Origin of the sequence: Aquitalea sp. FJL05 (assembly GCF_003852595.1) — a bacterium.
In the GTDB taxonomy this organism is placed as follows: Bacteria; Pseudomonadota; Gammaproteobacteria; order Burkholderiales; family Chromobacteriaceae; genus Aquitalea; species Aquitalea aquatilis.
Genome location: NZ_QAJS01000018.1, coordinates 22,448 through 37,140 on the forward strand (window position 1 = coordinate 22,448; position 14,693 = coordinate 37,140).

Annotated in this window: 11 protein-coding genes; 7 read left to right on the forward strand and 4 right to left on the reverse strand. The window is 61.0% G+C overall.

Going from position 1 to position 14,693, the window contains the following annotated elements; translation table 11 throughout:
- Positions 1-2: 2 nt before the first annotated feature.
- Positions 3-1,034, reverse strand: coding sequence for an N-acetylmuramate/N-acetylglucosamine kinase AmgK (gene amgK / locus DBR44_RS16610; protein ID WP_124645130.1), 1,032 nt, complete (start codon positions 1,032-1,034; stop codon positions 3-5).
- A gap of 98 nt (positions 1,035-1,132) precedes the next feature.
- Here amgK and DBR44_RS16615 point away from each other — a divergent pair, with 98 nt between their 5' ends.
- The 4 genes from DBR44_RS16615 (at position 1,133) to DBR44_RS16630 (ending at position 9,755) form a co-directional block, all read left to right on the forward strand.
- Positions 1,133-3,409 (forward strand): LPS-assembly protein LptD, encoded by a 2,277-nt coding sequence (locus tag DBR44_RS16615; protein WP_233578624.1) that lies wholly within the window; start codon positions 1,133-1,135, stop codon positions 3,407-3,409.
- Between the two features lie 2 nt (positions 3,410-3,411).
- A complete protein-coding gene (locus DBR44_RS16620; RefSeq protein ID WP_233578625.1) occupies positions 3,412-4,701 on the forward strand; it encodes a peptidylprolyl isomerase in 1,290 nt (429 codons plus the stop codon).
- Positions 4,702-4,704: 3 nt separating this feature from the next.
- Positions 4,705-5,694: a 4-hydroxythreonine-4-phosphate dehydrogenase PdxA gene (pdxA, locus tag DBR44_RS16625; RefSeq protein WP_124645133.1), complete on the forward strand. Its 990-nt coding sequence runs from the start codon at positions 4,705-4,707 to the stop codon at positions 5,692-5,694.
- A 218-nt stretch (positions 5,695-5,912) separates the two neighbouring features.
- Entirely contained in the window at positions 5,913-9,755 is a 3,843-nt protein-coding gene (locus tag DBR44_RS16630; RefSeq protein WP_124645134.1) for a DUF3683 domain-containing protein, read from the forward strand.
- 56 nt (positions 9,756-9,811) lie between these two features.
- Here the strand turns inward: DBR44_RS16630 and DBR44_RS16635 are convergent, their stop codons facing one another.
- Positions 9,812-10,564: a glutathione S-transferase family protein gene (locus DBR44_RS16635; protein ID WP_158613646.1), complete on the reverse strand. Its 753-nt coding sequence runs from the start codon at positions 10,562-10,564 to the stop codon at positions 9,812-9,814.
- A gap of 153 nt (positions 10,565-10,717) precedes the next feature.
- Between DBR44_RS16635 and DBR44_RS16640 the strand changes: the two genes are divergently transcribed.
- Positions 10,718-11,254 carry a cysteine hydrolase family protein gene (locus DBR44_RS16640; RefSeq protein ID WP_124645136.1) on the forward strand — a complete coding sequence of 179 codons (537 nt, stop codon included), beginning with the start codon at positions 10,718-10,720 and terminating at the stop codon, positions 11,252-11,254.
- A gap of 85 nt (positions 11,255-11,339) precedes the next feature.
- Here DBR44_RS16640 and DBR44_RS16645 read toward each other — a convergent pair whose 3' ends face one another.
- Positions 11,340-11,636, reverse strand: a complete 297-nt coding sequence (locus DBR44_RS16645; protein ID WP_124645137.1) for a protein YbgS — start codon at positions 11,634-11,636, stop codon at positions 11,340-11,342.
- A 136-nt stretch (positions 11,637-11,772) separates the two neighbouring features.
- Positions 11,773-13,080 carry a hemolysin family protein gene (locus tag DBR44_RS16650; RefSeq protein ID WP_199731086.1) on the reverse strand — a complete coding sequence of 436 codons (1,308 nt, stop codon included), beginning with the start codon at positions 13,078-13,080 and terminating at the stop codon, positions 11,773-11,775.
- Between the two features lie 169 nt (positions 13,081-13,249).
- On the opposite strand from DBR44_RS16650, the gene DBR44_RS16655 reads away from it, so the two are divergent.
- Both DBR44_RS16655 and DBR44_RS16660 read left to right on the forward strand, forming a co-directional pair.
- Entirely contained in the window at positions 13,250-13,672 is a 423-nt protein-coding gene (locus tag DBR44_RS16655) for an HIT family protein (RefSeq protein WP_124645138.1), read from the forward strand.
- Between the two features lie 183 nt (positions 13,673-13,855).
- Positions 13,856-14,692, forward strand: coding sequence for a sulfurtransferase (locus tag DBR44_RS16660; protein ID WP_124645139.1), 837 nt, complete (start codon positions 13,856-13,858; stop codon positions 14,690-14,692).
- Position 14,693: the final 1 nt, after the last annotated feature.

Genomic DNA, 14,693 nt, shown 5'->3' on the forward strand with positions numbered 1-14,693 from the left:
CATCAGCCTTTGACACTCAACACCGGATAGGTCGATTGCAGCTCGGCATCGGTGTCGTCCTTGCCCACCAGTTGCAGCAGCAACTGATAAAAAGGAGACAGCTCCTGATAGCGACGCGTGGTGCGTTTCAGGTATTTGATGAAGCGCGGAATCTCGCCACGGTACTTATCCTTGCCATCGCGGTGGTAAAGTCTTGCAAAGATCCCGGCCACTTTCAGGTGGCGCTGCACCCCCATCCATTCGAAATCGCGGTAAAAATCATCCACGCTTTCCGGCACCGGCAGGCCAGCTGCCCGTGCTTTTTCCCAGTAGCGGATAGCGATGTCGAGCACGAAATCCTCTTCCCATTCGATAAAGGCATCACGCAACAAGGACACCAGATCGTAGCTGATGGGGCCGTAAACCGCGTCCTGGAAATCCAGCACGCCCGGGCGGCCGGCAGTCAGCATCAGGTTGCGCACAATGAAGTCGCGGTGCACATAAACCTGGCTCTGCGGCAGGATGGCAGCCAGCAAACGCTTGCATCCTTCGTCCCACAGCTGACGCTGCGCAAAGTTGAGCGGCTTGCCCAATTCCTGGGCGCAATACCATTCCGGAAACAGGCTGAGTTCCCGGCGCAGCAAGGCTTCGTCGTATTCCGGCAGTACGCCGGGCTGGCTACCCTGTTGCAGCTCAACCAGGGTGTCCACGGCTTCCAGCAGCAGGTGGCGGCGCACCAGCGGACGCTCATCGTGCTCCAGCGCGGCCAGCAGCGTGATCTTGCCCAGATCCTCCAGCAGCATGAAGCCCTGCTCGCGGTCGCGGGCGATGATTTGCGGTACATTCACCATGGCGAACACCTCGCGAACCTTCACGTAGGGTTCGGTGTCCATCTTCTCCGGCGGCGCATCCATCACGATGCGTGTGCTGCCATCCGGGAACTGCGCGCGGAAGTAGCGGCGGAAGTCGGCATCGGCGGCGGCAAACTCCACCACGATGTCGGTTTGCGGGTAAAGGCTGGTCAGCCAGCTTTTGAGTTGTTCCAAACGTTGCATGTCGGTTCGTCACGATGCTGATAGAATCGTCTGATTTTAACCTGCCCACCTGCCCACACGATATGGCTTTGTGCATGCTCAAACTGCAGCCCACGAGAATGACCCTGGCCCTGGCAGCCGCTTTTTCGGTTTCTGCCGCCCAGGCTGATGATATTGCGCAGCAAGCGCTCACCACGGTGCCCGCCGCCCAAGGCCAGACCCACGTCACGGCCGACCACATGGACGGGCAGATGCAGGACAAGCTCAAGGCCAGTGGCGATGTGGTCGTCATCCGTGACAACCAAACCCTGGAAGCCGACTGGCTGGACTACTACCAGCAGCAAAACCGCGTCAAGGCCGGCAATCATTTCCGCCTGACACGCGAGAAGGATGTCGTCACCGGCACCACGCTGGATTACTGGATGGACGAGCATACCGGCTCCGCCCAACAGCCTTTCTTCCAGATGGGTAGCCCGGATAGCCAGAACAAACCCGGTGGCAACCAGCGCAGCCTGGCCAAAACCGGCATTGCCTTCCGCGGCGATGGCAGCGAGGTGCAATTCACCGGGCCAGACCAGTACCGCCTGATCAACAGCCGGGTGAACTCCTGCGTGGTGGGCGATGACTCCTGGTATCTGAAATCCTCCACGCTGGACCTGAACTACACCACCAATATCGGTGTAGCACGCAATGCCCGGCTGGAATTCCAGGGCGTGCCGATTCTCTACACCCCGTGGATCGATTTCCCGCTGGATGGCAGCCGCAAGTCCGGCCTGCTGACACCGACCTTCCGTTCCGGCAGCAGCGGCTTCGACCTGGCGCTGCCCTACTACTGGAATATCGCCCCCAATTACGACGCCACCATCACGCCGCACATCAACCTCAAGCACGGCACCATGCTGGCTGGCGAGTTCCGTTATCTGGAGCCGGATTTCTCCGGCAGCATCTATACCGAGCAGCTGCGCAATGACAAGCTGACCAATACCGACCGCTATGCCTGGTACGCCACGCACAGGCAGACGGTGGTGCCGGGCCTGACCTTCGGCTACGACTACAACTACGTTTCCGATGTCAATTACTTCACCGACTTCGGCGACCGCACCCTGAGCGCCACCAACGTCAACCTGATGCGCCAGGCCTGGGTCAACTACACCACCAGCTGGCAGGGTGGCAGTGTCAATACCATGCTGCGCGCCCAGCGTTACCAGACGCTGGAAGACCCGATCATCCCGGCCGACCAGCCCTATGCGCGACTGCCGCAGATCACGCTGACCGCCAACCAGAAGCTGCCGGATGGTTTCAGTTTCAACCTGCAGGGCGATCTCACCCGCTTCTCGCACCCCACGCTGCAGACGGGTGACCGTGTGGTCGCCTATCCCAGCGTGAGCTGGGCGTTTGAGCGCAGCTGGGGCTTCATCAAGCCCAAGTTCGGCGTCAACTACACCAGCTATTCACTGAATGCGCTGGGCAGCGATACCACCCCGGGCAGCAATATCACCCGTACCCTGCCCATCTTCAGTACCGACTCCGGCCTCTACTTCGAACGCGATGCCAATTTCCGTGGCAGCGATTATGTCGAAACCCTGGAACCACGGCTGTTTTACGTTTACATCCCGGCCAAGGACCAGAGCAAGATCCCCAACTTCGACAGCTCGGAAAATGACTTCAACTTCGCCCAGCTGTTCTCGGAAAACCGCTTCTCCGGCTGGGACCGCATCAATGCGGCCAACCAGCTGACTGCGGCCCTGACCAGCCGGCTGATCAGCAGCGAAACCGGTATCGAGCGCCTGCGCGTGATGCTGGGTCAGCGCTACTACTTCAAGAATGAAGACACCTCCTTGTACGGCGACCAGATCACCCTGCAAAACAACAGCAAGGGCTTGCTGGGTAGCCTGGGCGGCGATCTGACCCGCGCCTGGCGTCTGGACAGCACCTACGAATACAACCAGGATCTGGCCAAAACCCAACGCTACAACCTGCAAGTACGCTATAACCCCGAGCCGGGCAAAACCGTCAGCCTGCGCTATCGCTATGGCCGTTACGAGCAGATCGGCGATACCACGCAATATGGTCCGCTGCGCCAGATCGATATCGGCGTGCAATGGCCCATCGCCCGCCAGTGGTATGCCGTGGCGCGGGAAAACTACTCGCTGATCGACAACAAGCCGCTTGAGCATCTGCTCGGGGTGGAGTACAACGACGGCTGCTGGACTGCGCGGGCCGTGGTAAAACGTGACGCCTCGCTGGCGACCACCATTACTTCCGCCACCACTCATACCGGTGTATTTTTCCAGCTGGAACTGCGCGGTCTGGGCGGTTTGGGCAGCAATCCCACTTCCGAACTGAAACTGGCGATTCCGGGCTACTCCAATATTTCCGACATCCGATCCAATTGACCATGAAAAAAACCCTGCTTGCCCTGTTGATCGCCACCATTGTCCAGACGACCCATGCGGCGCCGGCGTCCCCGGTCAGCGAGATGGATCGCATCGTGGCCGTGGTCAACAAGACCGTCATCACCAATATCGACCTGCAAAACCGCATCGATGCAGCCATCCAGCAACTCAAGGGCCAGAACGTGATGCCGCCTGCGCGCGACATCCTGGCGCGCCAGGTGCTGGAGCAGATGATTACCGAACAAGTGCAAATGGAGTACGCCAGCAGCAATGGCATGCGCGTGGATGAGCATGATCTGGACCAGGCCATTGCTGATCTGGCCAAGCAAAACAAGCTGGACGTCAAAGGCCTGCAGGCACAGCTGGCCAAGGAAGGTGTGCCCTTCGCCCGCTTCCGCGAAGAAATCCGCCGCGAAATCGTGCTGGCACGCCTGAAAAACAATGAAATCGGCTCGCGCATCAATGTCACCGATAGCGAAGTGGATCAGGTACTGAAAAGCGCACAAAGCGCCAATCGCAGCGAATACCACCTGGCCACCATCCTGATCAGCACCCCCGAGCGCGCCGATGCCAAACAGCTGGACGCGCTGTCGGCCAAGGCCAACAAGGCACTGGGCGAGCTGAACGACAAGCAGCCCTTTGCCAAGGTATCCGCCAGTTATTCCGACGCCCCCAACGGCATCAAGGGCGGTGATCTGGGCTGGCGTCCGGCAGCCACGCTGCCGCCGGAGTTCGTCTCCATGCTGGATCAGCTGAGCCCCGGCCAGCACACCGGCGTCATCCGCACCGCCCAGGGTTTCATGATTTTCCAGCTGATTGAAAAGCGTAGCGGCAACCAGCCGCTGATGGTGGAGCAGTACCACACCTCGCACATCCTGATCCGCACCAACGAAGCCGTATCAGAGGCTGATGCCAAAAACCGCATCCTGCAGATTCGCGACCGCATTCTGCGTGGTGCCAAATTCTCCGAAATGGCCAAGCTCTATTCGGAAGACGGCAGCAACGTCAAAGGCGGCGATCTGGGCTGGGTGAACAAGGGCGACATGGTGCCGGAATTTGAAAAGGCCATGCTCAGCTTGCCGGTAGCCACCGTGTCCGAGCCGGTACGCAGCCCCTTCGGCTGGCACCTGATTCTGGTGGAAGCCAAACGCAATCAGGATGTATCGGCCGACCGCGAACGCCAGACCATCAAACAGCAGCTGCGCCTGCGCAAACTCGACCAGGCTTATCTGGACTGGGTACGCCAGCTGCGCGACTCCGCCTTTGTTGAAGAACGCCTGGACGACAAGTAAGCCATGGCTGATACCCGCCCCCTGCTGGCCGTTACCGCTGGCGAGCCAGCCGGCATCGGCCCGGATCTGGTCCTGCAACTGGCAGACCACAGTGACGGCGCACGGCGGGTCATCATTGCCGACCTGCCGCTATTGCAGCAGCGTGCGGCGCAGCTGGGCCTGACCGCCCTGCGCTTTCAGCCCTACCAGCCAGGGCAGGCAGCCGCTCCGGCCGGCGTACTGGAAGTACAACACGTACCGCTGGCCACCGCGGTCACCCCCGGCCAGCTGGATCCGGCCAATGCCCACTATGTGCTGAACACCCTGGATGTGGCGATAGCCGGCTGCCTGTCCGGCGAGTTTGCTGCCATGGTCACCGCACCGGTACACAAGGGCGTGATCAACGACGCCGGCGTACCGTTCAGCGGACATACCGAATATCTGGCCGAGCACACCGGCACCGCGCGTGTGGTGATGATGCTGGCCGGCGCAGGCATGCGGGTGGCGCTGGTCACCACCCACCTGCCGCTGCGCGCTGTTGCCGACGCCATCACCAAACCGGAGCTGGAAGCGGTCATCCGCATCCTGCATGCCGATCTGCAACACAAATTCGGCCTGCCCTCGCCGCGCATTCTGGTCGCCGGCCTCAACCCGCATGCCGGCGAGTCCGGTCACATGGGGCGTGAGGAAATCGACGTCATCGAACCGGTATTACAACAACTGCGCGCCGAAGGCATGCAGCTGATCGGCCCGCTGCCGGCCGATACCCTGTTCAATCCCGACAAGCTGGCCCAGGCCGATGCGGTACTGGCCATGTACCACGACCAGGGCCTGCCGGTGCTCAAACATGCCAGCTTTGGCGCCGGCATCAATATCACGCTGGGCCTGCCCATCATCCGCACCTCGGTGGATCACGGCACGGCACTGGATCTGGCCGGCACTGGCCGCGCCGACCCCGGCAGCCTGTTCGAGGCCATCAAGCTCGCCGAGCAACTGGCACGGAACCGGCAATAAAACCACGCGCAAAACCTGGCAGCCCCTGTTGATAACAGGGGCTTTTCCTTTTGTGGCAAGGCCTTAGCCAATACTGGCCAATATTGTCCGACAACATCCAATCAGCCACGGTATCTTCACGTGAAAATGAGAAAATGACGCATGCGGCATTTTTCGCAACGCAGCAATTGGGCTAAACTAGCCGGTAATATATTCAAACAATTACTGCAGCACGGACCATGACCACCAGCACCCAGCAGCGTCTTCGCGAGATACCTTACAACTACACATCGTATTCGGACCGGGAAATCTTTATCCGGCTTCTGGGCGAGCCCATGTGGGCACTGCTGGAAGAGTTGCGCAGCGAGCGCAAAACCGGCCGCTCCGCCCGCATGCTGTTCGAGGTGCTGGGCGATATCTGGGTAGTGGATCGCAACCCCTATCTGGTTGACGACCTGCTGGACAATCCCAAGCGTCTGTCCGCGCTGGTGGAGGCCATGCACCACCGCCTGCAGGAAGTGGAAAAGCGCCGCGAGGGCAATGACAAGGTGGGCCGGCTGATCGCGGCGGCGCGCGAGGCGGTGGACCGCTTTGCCCAGCAGTTTGCCGAAACGCGCGAGCTGCGCCAGGCCATCCTGAAAAAACTGTCGCGCCATACCCGCAAGGACAACATCCTGTTCGACGGCCTAGCTCGCGTGTCGCACGTGACCGACGCCACCGACTGGCGCGTGGAATACCCCTTCGTGGTGCTGTCGCCGGATACCGAAGAAGAAATCGCCCCGCTGGTGCGTGCGCTGATCGAACTGGAACTGACCATCATCCCGCGTGGTGGTGGTACTGGCTACACCGGTGGCGCCGTACCGCTGGACCGCCGCAGCGCGGTGATCAACACCGAAAAGCTGGTGCAGCATAACGGCGTGGAATACATCGGCCTGCCGGGTCTGGATGGCGAACGCGCCACCATTCAGTGCGGAGCTGGCGTGGTCACCGCCCGGGTATCGGAAGCGGCCAGTGCCGCCGGCCTGGTGTTTGCGGTTGACCCGACCTCGGCCGAAGCCTCCTGTATCGGCGGCAACGTCGCCATGAATGCCGGCGGCAAAAAGGCCGTGCTGTGGGGCACCGCGCTGGACAACCTGGCCAGCTGGAAAATGGTGGATACCGACGGCAACTGGATGTTCATCGAACGCCTGGCGCACAACTACGGCAAGATCCACGACATCGATGTCGCCAGCTTCCGCGTCACCCGCTTCAAGGACGACGACAAGACCGTGCTGTCCACCGAACAGCTGGACATCCCCGGCCCTTCCTTCCGCAAGGTTGGCCTGGGCAAGGACGTCACCGACAAATTCCTCGCCGGCCTGCCCGGCGTGCAAAAGGAAGGCACCGACGGCATCATCACCAGCGCGCGCTTCGTGCTGCACAAGATGCCGGCGCACACCCGCACCGTCTGTCTGGAATTCTTCGGCACGGTAGCCCAGGCCACCCCGGCCATCGTGGAAATCACCGACTACTTCAAGCCGGATGGCGCAGGCTGCAAGGCTGGCGTACAACTGGCCGGCCTGGAGCATCTGGACTGGCGCTATGTACGGGCCGTGGGCTATGCCACCAAGGCCAAGAGCAAGGGCCGGCCCAAGATGGTGCTGATTGCCGACATCGTGTCCAACGATGAAAACGCCGTGGCCGAAGCCGCCAGCCAGGTCGTGCGTTATGCCAATGCCCGTACCGGCGAAGGCTTCATCGCCGTCACCGCCGAGGCGCGCAAGAAGTTCTGGCTGGACCGTTCGCGCACCGCCGCCATCGCCCGCCACACCAATGCCTTCAAGATCAACGAAGACGTGGTGATTCCGCTACCGCGCCTGGGCGACTACTCCGACGGCATCGAGCGCATCAATATCGAGCTGTCGGTCGCCAACAAGCTGCGTCTGCTGGATACCCTCACCGAATACTTCCATGGTCGCCTGCCGGTGGATACCGAAGGTGGTGCGGTTTCCGCCGACGAAATCATCGGCGAGCGTCGCGGCACCGCACTGGAGCTGATTGCCACGTTGCGCCAGCGCTGGCAGTGGCTGCTGGACAATCTGGACGCACCGTTTGCCCAGTACCGCGCACAATGGCCAGAGGCACCGCTGGTGGATGCCAACGCCACGCCGGCCACCCTGTTCATCGCCATGCGCGACTTCCAGCTGCGCGTCAGCTGGAAAGACGAACTGCTGAACGATCTGGAAAGCCTGTTCTCCGGCAAGGCCGATGCACCCATCCTGGATGCCGTGCATGCCCTGCACCAGAAGGTGCTGCGCGGTCGCGTGTTCGTGGCCCTGCACATGCACGCCGGCGACGGCAATGTGCACACCAACCTGCCGGTCAACTCCGACGACTACGACATGCTGCAAACCGCGCACAAGGCGGTGGCACGCATCATGCAACTGGCACGCAGCCTGAACGGTGTGATTTCCGGGGAACACGGCATTGGTATCACCAAGCTGGAATTCCTCACCGAAGAAGAAATCGCCCCCTTCCGTGCCTACAAGCAGCGCATCGACCCCAAGGGCCATTTCAACAAGGGCAAGCTGCTGCCAGGGGCCGACCTGTCCATGGCCTACACCCCGTCCTTCGAATTGCTGGGGGCGGAATCGCTGATTCTGGAACAGTCCGACATCGGCAGCATCTCCAACAGCGTCAAGGACTGCCTGCGCTGCGGCAAGTGCAAACCGGTCTGTTCCACCCACGTGCCGCGTGCCAATCTGCTGTACAGCCCGCGTAACAAGATTCTGGGCGTCGGCCTGCTGACCGAGGCCTTCCTGTACGAAGAGCAAACCCGCCGTGGCGTCAGCCTCAAGCATTTTGACGAGCTGTCGGATGTGGCTGACCACTGCACGGTGTGCCACCGCTGCGTCAAACCCTGCCCGGTCAAGATCGACTTTGGCGATGTCTCGGTCGCCATGCGCAACTTCCTGCGCAAGACCGGCAACAAGCGCTTCAACCCCGGTACCGCGCTGGGCATGGCCTTCCTCACCGTCAAGGACCCGGCCACCATCAAGGCCATCCGTGGCGGTCTGGTGGGTTTTGCCTATAAGGCACAACGGCTGGGCTACAGCGTGGGCAAAAAACTGCACCTGACCGGCGCGCAAACCAAGCAACCGCCGTCCACCGTGGGCAAGGCGCCGATCAAGCAGCAGGTGATCCACTTCATCAACAAGCCGATGCCAGGCGGCCTGCCCAAGAAAACCGCCCGCGCCCTGCTGGATGTGGAAGACGCCAATGTAGTACCGGTCATCCGCAATCCGCAGCTGGCCGAAGACGCCGAAGCGGTGTTCTACTTCCCCGGCTGTGGTTCGGAGCGCCTGTTCAGCCAGGTAGGCCTCGCCACTCAGGCCATGCTGTGGCATGTCGGCACCCAGACCGTGCTGCCACCGGGCTATCTGTGCTGCGGCTACCCGCAGACCTCGGCCGGCTACGCCGACAAGGGTGAGGCCATCACCACCGAAAACCGCGTGCTGTTCCATCGCCTGGCCAATACGCTGAACTATCTGGACATCAAGACTGTGGTGGTGAGCTGTGGCACCTGCTACGACCAGCTGGCCAAGTACCGCTTCGAGGATATCTTCCCCGGCTGCCGCATCATCGACATCCACGAATACCTGATGGAGAAAGGCCTGAAGCTGGAAGGCATCGCCGGGCAGAAGTATATGTACCACGACCCCTGCCATACCCCGATCAAGACCTACCAGCCGCTGGATGTGGCCAACAAGCTGCTGGGCGGCAGCGTGACGCTGAGTGACCGCTGCTGCGGCGAGTCCGGCACCTTTGCCGCCAGCCGCCCGGATATTGCCACCCAGGTCCGTTCGCGCAAGGAAGAAGAAATCAACAAGGATCTGGCCAAGATCGGTGCTACCGAACAGCCGGTGAAGATTCTCACCTCCTGCCCGTCCTGCCTGCAGGGCCTGTCGCGCTACAGCCCGGACACCGGCACCGAGGCCGACTACATCGTGGTGGAAATGGCCAAGCACATCCTGGGCAAGAACTGGATGAAGGACTACGTGGAAAAAGCCCGCAACGGCGGCATCGAACGCGTGCTGCTGTAAGCCTTTATCGCGCATCCTCCATCAAACCGCAGGCTACGTTACGGCCTGCGGTTTTTTCATGGCTGGATACAAGACGCTGGGCGATGCAGGCGGTAGATGCGCTGCAACCAGCCATACAGCGGGCGCTGTACAAAGCCCTGCCGCCACAGCCACACCACTTCGGGCAAACGGGCCTGCATGGCCGCTTCATCCCCCTCCCACGGTAACAAGGGCCACAGCAATGCGGCAGCAGTCAGGTCGGCGCGGCTGAAGGCGTCACCCACCAGATAGTCCCGCCCCTGCAAAGCCGCTTCCAGCCTGTCCAGTGCCTGCTCCAGTTGTAGTCGCGCCGCAGCGGCGTTGACCGGATTGATTTTCATCTTGTGATGCATGGCAGGCCGGATCAGCGGGAACAAGCAGCGCAACAACAGCCCCTGCCGCCGCGACGCGCCACGCAGCAGAAAGGCCATGGCGTAGCGCCGCTGCGCCAGCACATGGCGATAAAACCACAACCGCAATGGCACGCCGATTTCCTCTCCCAGCCAGCGCTCCCACTCCCGCGCCTGCATCGCCAATTCGGGCGCTGCCGGCGTCAAGGCTGGCTGTGGCCAGCGCTGCTCCAGATAATCGATGATGGCGCTTGAATCCTGCACGATGTACGCGCCGTCCCACAGGATGGGTAGCGACGTGCCCGCTGCCAGACGGCGGCTCCACAGCACATGCAGGCCGGGCAGCAGATTGACCGTATCAAAGGGCTGCTGTTTATAGTCGAGCGCCCAGCAGGCTTTCTCGCAAAAGTGGGAAAAGGCAAATTGATAGAGCTTGAGCATGGCGACTCTGGCACGAGGATGTCCTGGTCGCACAGTATGCATTAATGACAAAAGGATTATTTTTCTTTTGCCGGAGACTTGCGCCAGATCAGGCTTGCCGCGTAGCCAGCTCTGCTGATACAACCATGCAGCCTCCACCCACCGGAATGAGCCATGCCCTCTGCACGCGCCCTGCTGATTGTCGATGTCCAGCTTGCCCAGTTCGAACCCACCCCGCCCTACCAGGCCGCTACGGTACTGGCCAGGCTGAATCAGGCCATTGCCAAAGCCCGCCAACTCGACATGCCCGTCATCTTCGTGCAGCACGACAGCCCGCCCGGCACCGATCTGGCCCCCGGCAGCGCCGGCTGGGCGCTCCATCCGGCCTTGCAGCGGCTGCCAGGTGATCCGGTGGTACACAAGACCGTCGGTGACAGCTTCTATCGGCCAGAGCTGCATGCGCTGTTACAGCAGCTGGCGATACAGCATCTGTGGATAGGCGGCTCCGCTACCGACTTCTGCATTGATTACGCCATTCGCAGCGCGCTGTCGCACGACTATGCGGTAACCGTGCTGGAAGATGCCCATACCTGCCGCAACCGTCCCCTGCTGAGTGGTGAGCAGGTGGTGGCGCACTTCAACTGGGTATGGCGCAATATGGATGAAACCCCGCAAGCCTTGCGCGTGTGCAAGGTAGCCGAGCTGGACTGAAGAGCGGACATGAAAAAGAGGAGGCTTGCGCCTCCTCTTTTTTGAGCACTACTGCGAGTGAGCTGCCGCTGTACGGCTTAATTACTTATTGGTTGAGCTTGCGCGGGGCATGCTGGTGATGCTTGCCGGCGTGATGATGGTGGTGCTTGTGCACATGCTTCTTGGCAGACTGGGCCTTTTGCGCAGCCGGGGCCGAAGCGGCCTTCTTCACCTGATGTTTTTTGGCGTGGTGTTTCTTGGCCTGATACTGTTTGGCGTGATGGGCCTTGGCCGGAGCAGTCACTGCAGGCTTGGCAGCAGGGGCGGAGGCATCAGCGGCAAAGCCGGCAGCGGAGGCGAGACCAAACACAGCGGTCAGGACGAGTGCGGCGATCTTTTTCATGGTCATTCTCCCGTAAGGCGACTTTGTTGAGTTCCGGGGGCAGTGTGTTTGCTGCCTCCATGAACTGCATCTTAGGGAGGGGGCGCGACCCCGTCTGTGAGACTCTTGTAAGCCTGTGTAAGCAATCGTAACCGGCTCAGGCTTGCGGTGCCGGCACCGGGGCCACCCGTGTCACCAGCAACTGGTCGATGCGGTAGTTGTCGATATCCACCACCTCGAACTTGTAGCCGGCGTACTCGACATGGTCGGTACGCTTGGGGATCTTGCGCAGCATATACATCATGAAACCAGCGATGGTTTCGTAGTTTTCGTCATCCGGAAAACTGTCGATGTCCAGCGCACGCAATACATCCTCCACCGGCGACGCACCATCCACCAGCCAGCTGTCGGCATCGCGCTGCACGATCTGGTCTTCCTGGCTTTGCGTCACCAGGTCGCCCATCACCGTGCTCATCACATCATTCAGGGTGATGATGCCCACCACCAGCGCATACTCGTTCATCACCACGGCAAAGTCTTCACGCGAAGCCTTGAAGCGTGCCAGCAGCTCGGACAGGGTCAGGCTGTCGGGAATGATCAGCACATTGCGGATGGTCAGTTCACGCTTGATCGACACGCTCTGCTGGTTCACCAGCCGCGTCAGGATATCCTTGGAATCGACATAGCCCACCACCGCATCCACCACGCCGTCGCACACCAGATACTTGGCATGCGGGCTTTCTGCAATCTTGCGCTTGATGCTGCTTTCTTCTTCCTGCAGGGTGAAATACACCACGCTTTCGCGCGCGGTCATCGATGAGGGCACGGTGCGGCTTTCCAGCTCGAACACGTTTTCGATCAGATGATGCTCCTGCTGATGCAATACGCCGGCCTCGGCACCTGCCTCCATCATGGCGACGATATCATCCGGGGTCAGGTCATCCGGCCGGGCCGTGGGCAGGCCGAACAGCCGGAACAACATATTGGCCATGCCATTGAACAACCACACCAGCGGCATGAACAGCCGCACGCAGGCCTGCATCGGCCGTACCACGCGCACGGCAATCTGCTCCGGTGCGGACATGCCCAGCCGCTTGGGCATGAGGTCGGCAAACAGCACGAACAAGGCCGTCACCGTGACAAAAGACAGCAAAAAGCTGACCCGCTCCACCCAGTCAGCGGAAAAAACCAGATGCAGCGCCTGGGCAAAATAGGGGGTAAAGGCCGCTTCACCCATGATACCGGCCATGATGGCCACCGCATTCAGGCCGATCTGCACCACGGTAAAGAACAAGCCCGGCTGCGCCTGCAAGGCCAGCACGCGGTCGGCGCGCATATCGCCTTCTTCGGCCATTTGCCGCAGTTTTATTTTACGTGCCGCCGCCAGCGAGATTTCCGATACGGAAAAGAAGGCACTGATCAAAATCAGTACGGCAATCACCATCAGGCTTTGAACCAGATTCACACAGTATTTCCAGGGAGTTAGCGACGATTTGTCTTGTACAGAATAGCAGGCCCGCATGACAGGACTGAACATACGGACAGTTCAATCAGTATAACAGACGAAAAAATCCAGCAAGTACCAGCCGCGGTAGAATGAGCGACATCCATCAACAGGAAATGACTACCTGACCATGACTTGCCCTCTTTGCACCCAGCCGGCCGGCGAATTGCTGCATGAAGACGCCCTACTCCGGGTACTGCTGGTGGACGAAGCCGGCTATCCCGGTTTCTGCCGCGTCATCTGGAAACAGCATGTGCGCGAAATGAGCGACCTGTCCGCTGCCGATGCCCGCCATCTGCTGGACTGGGTGCTACATACCGAGCGCGCACTGCGCCAGGTGATGCAGCCGGACAAGATCAACCTGGCCAGCCTGGGCAATGTGGTGCCGCATCTGCACTGGCATGTCATCCCGCGTTTTGCCGACGATGCCCACTTTCCCAGCCCGATCTGGGCCAGCCCGCAGCGTCAGGGCACTGAGCACAGCCAGCCGGGCCTGGCCGACAGCCTGCGTGCTGCCTTGAAAAATCAGCCACTTGCCGCTGCAGTGCAATAAACCGGTCTGCTTGCCGACTGCTGCTGCTTCTGTGTAGGCTAGAGCGGTCCTGCCGGTTTGCCACCACGTACCGGCAGGCATGCGGAACCGCTTTCAAGCCGGCCCCTGGGCCGGCTCGTAAGCGGCTCCTCCTTGCCACATGGCGCATGTCCGCCATGTAGCACACCCATTCAGGAGAAGCCGATGTACACCACCCTCATCAGCCTGGCACAGTTGCAGGCGCTTGATCCCGAGCACTACGTCATTCTCGACTGCCGCTTCCAGCTGACCGACCCGGAATACGGCCTGCATGCCTATCAGGCCGGCCACATTCCTGGCGCACGCTACCTCAACCTCGACTACCACCTGTCCGGCGTCAAGACCGGCAGCAATGGCCGTCACCCCTTGCCGGACGGCCAGCGTCTGGCGGTGGATCTGGGTGCTGCCGGCATTACCGGCGACATTCAGGTCATCTGCTATGACGACGCCGGCGGCATGTACGCCGCCCGCGCCTGGATGCTGCTGCGCTGGCTGGGCCACGCCGCCGTCGCCGTGCTGGATGGCGGCATCCAGGCCTGGCAGCAAGCCGGGGCGGTACTGGAAACCGACAAAAAGCGCTATATGCCGCGCCGCTTCCCGGTCAATGCCAGCCTCATCGAAACCGTCGATGCCGATCAGGTGCTGGCCAATCTGGATGAACAGGACTTTGTCGTGGTGGATGCCCGCAGCCCGGAACGTTTCCGCGGTGAAGGCGAAACCATGGACCCGGTCGGTGGCCACATTCCCGGCGCCCGCAACCGCTTCTTCCAGCAGAATCTGGACAGCGCAGGCCGTTTCAAGGATGCCGCCACGCTGCAGCAGGAATGGAACACCGTGTTGCAAGGGCTGAACCCGGAACAGGTCGTCCACCAGTGCGGCTCCGGCGTCACCGCCTGCCATAATCTGCTGGCAATGGAACATGCCGGGCTGAGCGGCAGCCGCCTGTATCCTGGCTCGTGGAGCGAATGGTGCAGTGATCCGGAACGTCCGGTCGCCCGCTAAG